Raw genomic sequence first — 13,681 nt, forward strand, 5'->3', positions numbered from 1 at the left:
TGGAGAAGGTAGTATATCCAAATGAAAGCATAGAAGCCTTTAGCTATGATAAGGTAGGAAATAGAGTAAAGAGAACACTGAATTCTCAAGTAACAAGTTATACTTATGATAGCAGAAATAGGCTAACATCACTAATTGAAGGCGAAAATCCAGCAAATTTCCAATATGATAATCAAGGAAATCTTATATCAGAAGCAAATAAGCAAGGTACTACAAAGTATACCTATGACTGCTTTAATCGTACAACAGGGGTACAAAAACAAGATGGAAACTACATCAAGAACTCCTATGACCCTGAAGGATTAAGAGATAAAGTAGAAGAAAATGGAGTAGTAAGTAAGTTTGTATTTGATAGGGGCAGTGTAGTAACAGAACTTGATGGGGAAGATAACTTAAAGGTAGCAAGTATAAGAGGAATTGAGATAGTATCTCAAAGAGACAGCAAAAACGACAGTTACTACTATTTGAATAATTACCATGGTGATGTAGTTAATTTAACGGATATACTAGGTAACATAGTAAATAGCTATAGTTATGATGCATTTGGTAACACCTTAGAAGCAAGTGAACAAGTTCATAATAGGTTTAGGTATTCGGGAGAGCAGTTTGATTCAGTAACAAATCAGTACTATTTGAGAGCAAGGTTCTATAATCCTGTAGTTGGTAGATTTACGCAGGAGGATGAGTATAGGGGAGATGGATTAAACCTTTATGCTTATGTAGGTTCAAATCCAGTTAACTATTTTGATCCTACTGGATATGCCACCCAATGTGAAAAGAAAATTTACAGTAGACAGATGACAAAAGAAGAGTGGCAGGAATACATGAGACTCCAGCGAACTAAAACTAGAGATGGCAAAATGTCACAATCTAAATTAGATGAGCTTAGAGAAAATATAGCTAATGGATTTAGAAGCAAGGGTAATCCTGAAAAACAATTGCTTTCAGGTTCTGAATGGAATAAATATTTTAGGTCAACTTATGGAGGCAAGAATGTTAAGTGGAAGACCAAGGAGACGGATGAAATCAAAAGAATTGCAGTTGGAGAATCAGGACATCATGTTCCTGCGGTGCGTAAATCTAAGGGTAGGGCTTTTGCGGTTGGAAGAGAAGATAAAACGCGTCCAACATTATTTTCATTAGGCACAGATCCAGGGCATGACCATTGGAGGCTTCACGATGCTGAAAGAGAATTTGTTGGACCAAGGCAAGGAGATTTTCAGGGTACTGATGCAGAATTATTTGATGCATATAGAAATGCTTATAAGAATCTTGATGACATTAGCGTAGATGTTAAATCACCAAACAATACACATATATTAGGTGAAAATGTAACACCATCCCAGGCTGTTGATCTTATGCAAAATTGGCTTCGTGAAAATGGATTATGGATTGATCCATAACTTTAAGAACAATTATTGAAAATAAAGGAGAGTGCAAAATGATTAAATTAGAAAAACTAAAAGAGCTATTATTAGCTGAAGATTTACTTTCGGAAGATACTTTTGATATTGATGATATGGAACTGATATTAGATAATAGGGAGATAGACGTATTTGATAGTGAATGGATGAGAAATTATAATATAATAAAACAAGAAGAAGGTTTAAATAACCAAGAAATTAAAAATTTAATTAAATCAATTCGTGAGATATCATATAAAATTACGTATAATGAAACACAATCATCTGATTTAGCAGGATATATTTCTGATGATTTTGGGCTTATTGCTGAAGCCCTAGTTTTAAATTATAATGATGATTGGCTTAATGCACTTGCAAAGGAATATGTCGAAGATAGAATACCAAATGGCAACTTAAAACTTTTAAAAGGTGAATTGAGTCAAATTATACTAAATAGTTAAATAATTTTATGGGGGAGGTGTAATAGCCTGCCCTTTTGCTATGTGATAGGCAGTTGCACATACATTTACGAAAATTTTGTAAATATGAAAATAATTAATTCTAATTATCAATAAGAGATTAAGACTAAATATTCAAGCAGTAATCATTTATATTAAGTAATTATAAATAATCTAAAAATATTTGTAGTTTGTTTTGTCCAAAAAGCCTTTTGATAAAAAGGCAGGCGTTAGCCCTAATAAAGTTATTTGTTAAGGATTTGGAGAAATAATTAATAAGGAAGGTTTAATTATATAAGAAACTTAGTTTGAAATTTAAAATATGAGTTAGTCCGATAGGGCGAGATAAAAGTATGTAATACAGTCTTTGTCTATGATGAAGTATGTAATTATAGTAAAGAGAACGTTAGGTTCTCAAGTAACAAACTACACTTATGATAGTAGAAATAGACTAACATCATTAATTGAAGGCGAAAATTTAACAAATTTCAAATATGATAATCAAGGGAATCTTATATCAGAAACAAATAAGCAAGGCACTACAAAGTACACCCACGACTGCTTCAATAGAACAACAGAGGTTCAAAAACATGATGGAAGCTATATCAAAAACTTCTATGATTCAGAAGGATTAAGAAGTGAAATAGATGAAAATGGTGTAGTAAGTAAGTTTGTATTTGATAGGGGTAGCATAGTAACAGAACTTGATGTGGAAGATAACTTAAAGGTAGCAAGTATAAGAGGAATTGAGATAGTATCTCAAAGAGACAGCAAAAACGACAGTTACTACTATTTGAATAATTACCATGGTGATGTAGTTAATTTAACGGATATACTAGGTAACATAGTAAATAGCTATAGTTATGGTGCATTTGGTAACACCTTAGAAGCAAGTGAACAAGTTCATAATAGGTTTAGGTATTCGGGAGAGCAGTTTGATTCAGTAACAAATCAGTACTATTTGAGAGCAAGGTTCTATAATCCTGTAGTCAGTAGATTTACGCAGGAGGATGTTTATAGAGGTGATGGACTTAATCTATATGCTTATGTAAGTAATAATCCAATTAACTACTTTGACCCTACTGGATATGCCACTCAATGTGAAAAGAAAATCTATGATAGGCAAATGACAAAAGATGAGTACAAAGAGTACATGAGACTTCAGCGTACTAAAGTTAACGATGGTAAGATGTCTCAGAACAAACTAAATGAGCTTAGGGAAAATATAGGTAATGGATTTAAGCTGGATGTAAGCAAAGTTGATTTCGGAAAATATTTAAAAAGTAAGATTGGTAATCCGCCAAGTGATATGGTAGACCCACATGCGCACCATATATTATTTAAGAAAGGACTTAAAGAAACCCAAAAAGTACTAGTTAAGGAAGGACAAGAAATACTAAGGGAGTATAAAATAGATCCGATTTTTGGACTTGAAAATCTAATATGGGCTCCAAACAGAGTTAAAGGTCAACATGGAACTGATGCACTCAAAAATGTTGTTGATAAGATTAAAGAAGTAAAGAATGCTGGTGGTGATCGAGATGATATGGTAGAAATGCTTAAAAAGTTAGGGGATATAGCTAAAAGGAGGAAAGGGTAAGAATATGGATAGTATACAAATTACCAAAGAAATTCGTTCTGCTATCAAGCAAGGTAATGTTGAAAGAGTAGTTGAATTAATTGATTCTAGTATTGAGTATTTAAATATGATGACACCATTTGGAACTTGGCTTCACGTAGCGGCATCACAAGGAAAGCTTGAAATAGTACAACGCCTTATAGATCTAGGTGCTGACATTAATAGACGAGGTGGTGTATATGGAGGTAGTGCAGTTAACGAAGCAGCTTCAGAAGGACATATTAAAATTGTTAAATATCTGTTATCATGTGGAGCTGAAATGGATGTGAGCGAACCTGAAAGAAATCCGTTATTTGGTGCAATTGCGAATGGGCATGCAGATATTGCAAAGCTTTTGATTGATAACGGCATTGATATTCATGTTAAATACAATGGAGAATCTATGAAAAATATGGATGCATTAGCTTTTGCACGTGAGCAAGGTCAGATAGAAATTGTCAAATTATTAGAAAATATAACTGAAAATATTACAACAGAAGAAAATCGCTGTGAAGAACAAAAACAACATGAGGATATTTTGGAACATATAACGAAATATTTCGGTCCAGTCAGTAACACTATAAACGAAATCATACCTGGTAGTAGAGTAGCAGTTAATATTCACATTATTCAACCGTCTAAAGAAAGAAATTTTATAACTCTTGTTACAACCGGTATGAGTGATTATCCAATGGATAGCTCAAAAGAAGCAGGTGAGTTTAAGTATGCCGAACTGTTATTAAAGTTACCTGCAAATTGGTCAATTAATAAGAACGATATGAGGGATCAAAAAAATTATTGGCCTCTTGGTTGGCTTAGAAAAACTGCCCATATTCCTCATATTTACGATGGATGGCTAAGTGAAGAAGTTATTCTTCCAAATGGAGAACCTCCAAAGCCTTTTGCAATAAATACAAAATTATCATGCATTATGATATCTAAGCCTAAAGAAAGTGGTTTCGAGAGACTTGTAACTTCCCAGGGTAATATAATTAACTTTTATACGCTTATCCCTATTTATGAAGAAGAAAGAAATTTTGCTTTGGAAAAGGGATGTGAGCACCTAATAAAAAAAATGAATGAAAGAGGAATCACGGATGTTCTTGATATTACAAGAGAAAATATTGGTTTATAGACAAAATGTCAGTAAGATGAGAGTATTCCAAATGAATGAGCATGTATGATAGTCTAACCTTTCGTTTTAGAAGTAATTTGCAACGAACAACGACTTATCAGATTCATAGGTAAAGCGAAGCCTAGCCAATATATTAAATCAGATATTAACGGAGTCAAATCCTCTGTTAATATCTTTTATTTCTTTGAGGATATTAATCTAAAGGTTATAATGATTGGAATGTTCTGAGTAAAATAGACATATAGAATGTACGATTTTCTTTAATTTTTTTAGAAGAATTGAAAATAAAGGAGAGATTTTATGAATAATAATACAAAAGATATTGATATTTTTTCAATAATAAGAAATGGAGATGAGCAATTATACAAATCTTATATTGAAAATATAGATATAAATATCAGAAATGAATATAAGCAAAGTTTACTACATGAAGCTATCACAGTTAAAAGATCAGATATTGCATTTGATTTATTAAATAGAGGGATAGACGTAAATATTCAAGATTATAGAGGGCAAACTGCATTACATTTTATTTGCTTTCATCCTAATATCTCATTGGCAAAAGAAATACTAGAAAAAGGTGGAGATATAAATATTCGTGATAGCTATGGTAATAATGCACTTTGGAGTGCAGTATTTAATTGTAAAGGTAGGTATTATGAAATTGTAGAGTTATTTATGAAATATAATCCAGATATCAATACAAAAAATAATGCTGGTAGATCTCCACTAGATTTTGCAATTCAAACTGGTTTTGATAAACTTATTAATTTATTAAAGGGTTAAATTATATGTAGATTTGTAGTTTAATATCTTTTAAATATTAAACTTTATATGTATTTTAAAGTAACTGACTTTAGCTAGTATAATTAGTTAAAGTCAGTTTTCATATAAAGAAAGTCTAGCAACTTTCTTTACTTTAATTGCCAATAAACTATATATATTAAATAGTTATAAATAATCTAAAAACGTTTGTAGTTTGCTTTGTCCAAAAAGCCTTTTGATAAAAAGGCAGGCGTTAGCCCTAATAAAGTTATTTGTTAAGGATTTGGAGAAATAATTAATAAGGAAGGTTTAATTATATAAGAAACTTAGTTTGAATTCTAAAATATGAGTTAGTCCGATAGGGCGAGATAAAAGTATGTAATACAGCTTTTGTCTATGATGAAGTATGTAATTATAGTAAAGAGAACGTTAGGTTCTCAAGTAACAAACTACACTTATGATAGTAGAAATAGACTAACATCATTCAAGAGTTTTACTGCAGTAAGGGCATTTCAAAATAACTGACTTTTGAAAATAGTTTTTAGGGTTAAATACTGTGTCACATACCTTACAAAGGTATTGACCTCTACCACCATTATTATCGTAAAGATACTGGTGCGGAGCACCACATTTAGGACACTTAACTTCTTTAGGAATAACGGTTTTATTCTTACGTTGCTTAACTGGTTTAAGCTCTTTGTTGTGACTTTCAAAATAGTTATGGAGAAGAACTTTATAATCAAGCTTTTCAGGTATTTCAAATATAGGCAGTTTATCTACCTGAAGCTTTCTATATTCCTTTTTTACGGGCTCATCAGTGGCAGGAGTAAACAGGGTTTTCCTAACTAAGAGAATAAATAATTGGTTGATGATATAGTGTAGGTAAATAATGTATTTAACAAGAAACTGGTTAATCATGCTTATAGCTTGCTCCTTTCTTCTTTGCTGGAAATTATGACTTCGCAAATCACTAATTTACCCTAAAAGTTTGGGGGGAGCAAGTTATTTATATAAGAATGTTGAAAATAAAAGGGTTAAGTCAGAAATTATATTAAAATTTTTGACAATACCTAAAAATGAGGAGGAATAGTTATGTCTTTTAAAAAAGAAATTTTTGAATTGCGTGAAATAACAGCAGAGGAATTTGGAGATGCTGAAGCATTTATAGAGATTTATGAGTATTTATGGGATAATGCCGATAATTCAATAATTGCTGACTTATGTTCAGTCTTTAATGATAACATGTCATTTGATTCACTAATAGGTAACTTTAATGAAATGATTCTTGATATTGCTAGCAGATGTGGTTTAGAGAGCGGAATGATTGAAATTACTAAGGGTACACCAAGAATGTTACCTCAAGGTAAGGAGTGGGCTATTAGGATGCATAAACTTATTTTAAATTCTGAACCTTACAACAATTTCTATATAAATGCAATTAAAAAAGTAGATGAAACAACTAGGAGAGTAATAGTCGATATATTAAATCAAATAAAAAAGCAACAACCTAATGAATATTCAAATAAAGTTGATAAAATATTGGAGCAAGTATGCTAGTAAGATTAATTATATATTCTTTACAAGTTAATGATTGCAGAAACTCAATAAAAAGTTAAATAAAGTTTAAGCACGAAGGCTAGCATGGGAAGTAAAAATCCTGTGTTAGCCTTTCTGTGTGCGCCCAGCATGGGCGCTTACTTGTTATTTAGGAAATAGCTTGCGGAAAATATTGTGGATAACTCTAGAAAAAACTAAAGATATTTGAGATAATAAGGCATTATGAAAAAGAGTAATGGTGTAATTAAACAAATTTTTAAAGATCATTTTAAAGAGTTCTGGCAAAATAAAAACGATAAGTTTCCAGAACAAATGCGAGAGCATTTATTTAAAGAAGTACTAAAAATGATAAATTGTGGTGAATTTGCATTAGGATTTATAGCTTACATATGTATGCAATGCCTTGAAAAAATTAATATAGGTTTTAGTTGTAAAAGTAGGTTTTGCAACAGGTGTGGTAAAAAATATGTAAGCGACTGGGTTGAAAAACAGGTAAGAAGAATTCTTGATGTACCACATAGACATTGTATATTTACTATTCCGAAGGAGTTTAGAAAATACTTCTATTGGAACAGAAAATCCCTTAAAGATCTTCAAGATATGGCGTATCAGGTTATAGAAGAATATATAAATGATGTTAATGGTAAAAATAGAGCTGCCTTTGATAAGAAGAAAAGAAGTAAAAAAGGGAGCAGCTATCTGGTAATAATGAAGAAAATTAAAGGACTATACACACTTTAAAATTTATGTAAAAGTGTGCATAGTCCTTAATATTTTACTTATGAATTATACACCTATAGAATATATTATTCAAACACGCAAACAACTAACTACAAATTTAATTATAATGTGCCGCAAATAGTTATTGATTTTTACAAGGAATTTTCAACGATAAATGGCATAGACATAGGTGGAGACGTAATTCTTTTATCACTTAAAGGAATTAAATATGAAAATTCGGAGTTGACTCCAGATGGTTTGTTGATTAAATATGAGATAGTAACAATTGCAAGTACAACATGCGGCAATGCGATATGTTTAGACCTAAACATTATTAATAAGGTATAGTAAAAGATTTGAAAGTATTAGAAAGTAAAAATATAGCATTGATTTATTTGTGTATGATATAATTAAAGTACAGAAAGTCGGTGAAACTTATGGATGAAAATATAAATAATGAACATGATTTAGGATATAAACATATACTTTCACATAAAAAGAATTTTATAGAATTCTTAAAGAGTTTTGTAAAGAAAGAATGGGTAAACTTAATAAAAGAAGAAAATTTAGTTTTAATAGATAAGGAATTCATACTTGAAGATTTTAAAGAGGAAGAAGCAGATATAGTTTATAAAGTGAACATGGATGGAAATGATATAATATTCTATGTACTTTTAGAACTTCAGTCAAAAGTAGATTTTAGGATGCCAATAAGGCTTTTAATGTATATGACAGAAATATGGAGAGAAGAACTTAAGAATACAGAAGAAAAGGCAAAAAAGAGAAAAGAATATAAGCTGCCAGCTATAGTCCCAATAGTATTATATAATGGAAAGGGTAATTGGACAGCAGCTAGAAATTTCAAGGAAGTATTAAACGGATATGAATTATTTGAAGACAGTATAGTAGATTTTAGATATTTATTATTTGACATAAATAGAATAGATAAAGAGGAACTATTGGAAATAGCTAATGTAGTAAGTGCAGTATTCCTATTAGATCAAGATGTTGAAATGGAAGAGATAATAGAAAGGTTAAAATTAATAGGAAGAATCATAAGAAAAAGTGCATCAAAGGAGCAGGAGCAAGTATTTAGAGGATGGCTTATAAATATATTTAAAAATAGATTTGAAGAGGAAGTAAAAGAAAATGTTTATAAATTATTAAAGGAAACATCAGAAATGGAGGTGGATGATATGGTAAGTAATTTAGGTAGGAAGATTGAGGAAGAATTCAAATTTAGAGAGGAAAAGGGAATAGAAAAGGGAATAGAAAAAGGAATAGAAAAAATAGCTATAAAAATGATCAAAAAGGGTTTGGATATTGAAGAAATATTAGAGTTAACAGAATTAAGCAGGGCTGAGATATTAAGACTTAAGAATCAAATAGAAATTGATAAAAATTAAATATTTGGTTTGATTATAATAAAACTTCTTAAGAATTTAGATTGATGAGTTCTTAAGAAGTTTTTGTTTTTTAGGAATTAGCAGAATTCAATGTACTGCTTGTAAATGGAGAGAATTACAAAGAATATTCTGAATATATTCTCAGGACATACTATTCTGATTACAGTAGAGGAAGACCCAGAGGACATTGCAGATGCAGAGGCAGAAGCTAAAGCAGCAGCAGAATCAGAAGCAGTGGCAGCAGCAGGAGGAAATCAAGAGAAAGAAGACACTAAAGGACTGCTTTTAGATGGACTTCAATTAGGACTTGATATTTTAGGAATGGTACCAGGCCCTGTTGGAATACTAGCCAATGTAGCCAATGCAGGAATATCCTTTGCTAGAGGAGATAAGGGAGGGGCATTACTGTCACTAGCCTGCTGCATACCATTTGCAGGACCAGCATTGAAAGGGTCAAAAATAGCAAAAGGAGCAGGAAAAGCAGTAAAAGTGGCTGGTAAAATAGCTAAAATAGCCGGTAAAGCAGGAAAAACAGCTGTAAAAGCTGCAAAGATAGGGAATAGGACCTCTAAAGCTATTAAAATAGCACATCTTGTTAAATATCCAGCAAAAGTAGCAAAAGCTGTAAAAGTTGTTAAAGTAGCTGGAAAAGTAGCAACAAAGGCGCTAACGGTAAAAAATACCTATGATGGACTTATGGGAGCCAAGGAAGTTTTAGGTCGAATAAAAGGCGATATGCAGGCTTTAATGAAAAATCCACGAAACCTTAGAAACTGGTTTAATGTGGCAGAAGATGCCCTTACTTTGGCTCCGGCTTTTATGGGAAGAGGATCTAAAAAGAGAGTTAAACCAAATGAGCATATAACCAATAAAAAGAATACAAGTAATTTAAACAAACATAATAAATCTGAAATAAAAAGTCATACAGAAAATACAAAATCCCAAGAATCTAAAAGAAGTAGAGAAGAAGTTGCTAGTACCAGAGAGGGAAATTCTAAAGGATATAAAGATGAAAATCTAAAACAAAATAAGAAAAATGTTAGTAAAGAAGAAGAAACAATAACCTGCGGAGACCCAATAAACGTAGTAAATGGAAGTCTTGATGCAAAAGCAGTAGACCTCATTATGGAAGACAGAGGTATAGAACTAAAGCTGGAAAGAAGATATAACTCAAATGATAAAAGTATAGGAGTTATGGGAAGAGGCTGGACATTTAAGTATGAAAGCCGAATAAAAATAGAAAATGACAATGAAGTTACATTAGTATTTCCAGATGGACACATAGAAACCTTTATAAAAGAAGATAAATGGAAGAATCAATCCACAGAAAGCACAGTAAATGTACTTTTAGATGATAGTGAAACAGGCGCCTTTATTTTAAAACTAAAAGATAAAACAATTCATAAGTATGATAAAGCCGGAAAGCTTATTTCTATAAGTGATAGAAATAACAATAGGATGACCATAGACTATGACAGTGAAGGAAATATAAAAACCATAACATCACCAGGAGGAAAGGAACTTTCCTTTAAGTGTAATTACGGAAAAGTAGTAGAAGTAACAGATAACATAGGAAGAAAAGTAACCTATGAATATGACAATGATAACCTTGTAAATGTATTTTATCCAAATGGAGGAGTTTTAACTTACACCTATGAAAACCACTTTATAACAGCTATAACAGATCAAGATGGACATACATATGTAAAAAATAAATATGATAAATCTGGAAGAGTAGTAAAACAGTTTGACAGAGATGGAAATATAGTAGACGTAGAACACAATGAAAAGGATATGGAAACAATCTTTACCTACCAGGTAACAGGAAAGGTAGAGAGATTTGTATATAATCGAAAAAACCTAGTTGCTAAAGTAATCTATGATGATGGTACTAGTGAAATATATAATTATGATAAATATAATAATAAGGTTAGCGAAACAGACAGATCAGGAAAAATCACACAATGGACTTATGACAGCAGGGGAAATCTACTTGAAGAGATACATCCAGGAGGCTACTTTATAAAATATTACTATGATAGTAATGATAACCTTATAAAGAAAGAGACTTCAGGTGGTGGTGAAACTCTTTATAGCTATGATAATAGAGGAAATCTATTAGAAGAACTTGTTAAAATACAGGGTGAAAGCTATGCAAAAACAGCTTTTACCTATGATGAATATGGAAGAATAATTACAAAGACAGACCCAGAAAAGAATACTGTGGAGTTAAAATATGGAGAGAAGCATATTGATAAAGCTACAGTTGTAAAAGACCCTGAAGGAAACATATCAAGATATGAATATGATGCAGCAGGAAGAATGACTGCTGTAACAACAGCTTATGGTACTGTGGAACTGGGTTATGATGCTTTAAACAGCAGAACACATATAACTGATGCAAAAGGGAATGTAACAAGGCTTCTATATGACAAAATGGGAAACATGATAAAGCAGATATTCCCAAATGAGTACGATTATAGTATGGATAACGGTAAAGGTTATGAATTCCGTTATGATGCCTTTGACAGACTTATAAAAACCACAGACCCACTGCAGAATGTTTTTGCTGTAAAGTATGATGTTTATGGAAATCTAATAAAAGAAATAAATCCAAACTATTATGACAGATATACTGATGATGGTTTAGGAGTAGAATACGAATATGACAGCAGCTGTAGAAGAATAAAAACCATATATCCAACAGGTGGAGTTTACAGGGTAAAATATGATGCAGCAGGTAATATAGTAAAAACCATAGACCCTGTAAATTACAATAAGGAAACAGATGATGGAAAAGGTACAGAGTATGAATATGATGAAAGAAACAGACTTGTAACTATAAAAGACCCGGAGGGTAATGTATCAAGAAGATTTGTTTATGATGAAGAAGATAATATTGTAAAAGAAATAGATGCTAAAGGTTATTTAAGCGGAGATACCGATGAAACCAGATATGGAACACTTTATAAGTATAATATGGCAGGTTGGATGCTTGAAAAAAGAGTTCCTGTGGAAGAAGACTTAGGAAGTATAAAATATAATGTAACTCTATATTCTTATGATAAAGCAGGAAGAAGAATAGAGGAGAAAATATCTCCAGAGTATGTGGATGAAAATAAATATCCCAAAGAGTGGAATAATATAACTTATACTTATGATAAAAACAGCAGAATAATAAAGATAACGGATACCACAGGGGCAGAAGTACAGTATACTTATGACTGTCTAGGCAATAGAACTTTAGAAAGAACTAGAATAAATGCTAATACCTATAAAGTAAAAAGATACTATTACAACAGCATAGGCTGGCTGGAAAAAGTAAGCGAAGAGATAAATGAAGGAGACTTAGCAGAAGAGACAAAAGGAAAGACAGCAGCTAAGACTTTATATGACTATGATGGCAACGGTAATATAACAAAAGTAACAACTCCAGAAGGTTATGAAAATATAGTACGATATGATGCTGCAGACAGACTTGTAGAGATTGTAAAAAGAGATCCAAAGGATAAAGAGTCTGAAAGGATCACAACCTATGAGTATGATAGTGCAGGAAACATCATAAAAGAAACGGACTGTAACGGTAACTCTATCACTTATGAATATGATGCCATGAACAGGCAGACAAAAATAGTAGATAAAGAAGGAGGAGTCACAAGGCTTTACTATGATGAAGCAGGCAATATAGTAAAGCATATAACTCCAGAAAACTACAATGCAGAAAAAGATGATGGAGAAGGTACAAGTTATAGTTATGACAGCATGAATCGTCTTGTAGAAGTAACCAATGGTCTTGGCGTAATTGTACAGAAAAATAAGTATAACGAAGTTGGAGAGCTTATAGAAAAATTAGATGCTTCAAAAACTGGTGTGGAATACAGTTATGACATAGGTGGAAGAGTAAAGACAATAATAACCCCAGGAGCAAAACAAAAGGGTACAGTAAGTCAGCAGTACACCTATGATGCACTTGGGAATATAACAGGCATAAAAGATGGAGAAGGTAATGAAACTTCTTATACTTTGGATCTATGGGGAAAAATAAGAGAAGTACAAAAGGCTGATGGAAGTAAAGAGTGGTATGACTACGACTATGCAGGAAATGTAATAGGTACAGTAGATGGAAATGGAAATAAAACAGAATACACCTACAATAGCTTAAATCTTTTAGCACAAATAAAAGATCCTGCAGGAGAAGTAATGACCTATCAGTATGATAAGCAGGGAAGGTTGGCAAGGCATGTTGATAGAAATAAGAATATAATTGAGTATCTCTATAATCAAAATGATAATATAGCAAGTAAGAAAGATGCAATCACAGGTACAGCAGAAGAATATAGGTACAACAAAGATGGAAGTTTAGCTGCAGGTATAAGTGGTGGTAAGGTTTATAATTATACTTATACTCCAAATATGAATCTTAAAACTAAGAGTATAAATGGAAAAACTGTACTTGAATATGACTACAATAAAGATGGTAATATAACAGCCTTAAAGGATATAACTGGTAGAAAAATAAGCTATAAATATGATATAATTGGGATGTTAAAAGAAGTATGGGATGGTAATAATAAGGCAGCATCCTATGCTTATAATCCAGACAGTACAATAGCAGCTAT

General features: G+C 31.8%; 11 protein-coding genes. 10 read left to right on the top strand and 1 reads right to left on the bottom strand.

Annotation, left to right across the window (positions count from 1 at the left end):
* The 5 genes from HGI79_RS21165 to HGI79_RS21185 all read left to right on the top strand — a co-directional run.
* The coding region (locus HGI79_RS21165; RefSeq protein ID WP_185652655.1) for an RHS repeat domain-containing protein at positions 1–1,403 on the top strand (1,403 nt) is incomplete at its 5' end.
* Positions 1,404–1,441: 38 nt separating this feature from the next.
* Positions 1,442–1,864 (top strand): hypothetical protein, encoded by a 423-nt coding sequence (locus HGI79_RS21170; RefSeq protein WP_185652656.1) that lies wholly within the window; start codon positions 1,442–1,444, stop codon positions 1,862–1,864.
* Between the two features lie 370 nt (positions 1,865–2,234).
* Positions 2,235–3,461, top strand: coding sequence for an RHS repeat-associated core domain-containing protein (locus HGI79_RS21175; protein WP_185652657.1), 1,227 nt, complete (start codon positions 2,235–2,237; stop codon positions 3,459–3,461).
* A gap of 4 nt (positions 3,462–3,465) precedes the next feature.
* Entirely contained in the window at positions 3,466–4,614 is a 1,149-nt protein-coding gene (locus HGI79_RS21180) for a suppressor of fused domain protein (protein WP_185652658.1), read from the top strand.
* Between the two features lie 300 nt (positions 4,615–4,914).
* The gene (locus HGI79_RS21185) at positions 4,915–5,400 is read left to right on the top strand and encodes an ankyrin repeat domain-containing protein (RefSeq protein WP_185652659.1); all 486 of its coding nucleotides are present in this window, start codon (positions 4,915–4,917) and stop codon (positions 5,398–5,400) included.
* 459 nt (positions 5,401–5,859) lie between these two features.
* Here the strand turns inward: HGI79_RS21185 and HGI79_RS21190 are convergent, their stop codons facing one another.
* Positions 5,860–6,297, bottom strand: coding sequence for a primase-helicase zinc-binding domain-containing protein (locus HGI79_RS21190; RefSeq protein WP_185652660.1), 438 nt, complete (start codon positions 6,295–6,297; stop codon positions 5,860–5,862).
* Between the two features lie 174 nt (positions 6,298–6,471).
* Here HGI79_RS21190 and HGI79_RS21195 point away from each other — a divergent pair, with 174 nt between their 5' ends.
* From HGI79_RS21195 to HGI79_RS21215, 5 genes are all read left to right on the top strand, one after another.
* Positions 6,472–6,936 (top strand): Imm30 family immunity protein, encoded by a 465-nt coding sequence (locus HGI79_RS21195; protein ID WP_185652661.1) that lies wholly within the window; start codon positions 6,472–6,474, stop codon positions 6,934–6,936.
* Positions 6,937–7,158: 222 nt separating this feature from the next.
* Entirely contained in the window at positions 7,159–7,677 is a 519-nt protein-coding gene (locus tag HGI79_RS21200) for a transposase zinc-binding domain-containing protein (protein WP_185652662.1), read from the top strand.
* 108 nt (positions 7,678–7,785) lie between these two features.
* On the top strand, positions 7,786–8,004 hold the full coding sequence (locus tag HGI79_RS21205) for a hypothetical protein (protein ID WP_185652663.1): 219 nt from the start codon (positions 7,786–7,788) through the stop codon (positions 8,002–8,004).
* 89 nt (positions 8,005–8,093) lie between these two features.
* Positions 8,094–9,062, top strand: coding sequence for an Rpn family recombination-promoting nuclease/putative transposase (locus HGI79_RS21210; protein ID WP_185652664.1), 969 nt, complete (start codon positions 8,094–8,096; stop codon positions 9,060–9,062).
* Positions 9,063–9,167: 105 nt separating this feature from the next.
* A partial coding sequence (locus HGI79_RS21215) for a DUF6531 domain-containing protein (RefSeq protein WP_185652665.1) occupies positions 9,168–13,681 on the top strand: 4,514 nt, incomplete at its 3' end.

The organism is Clostridium sp. DJ247, from assembly GCF_014231265.1.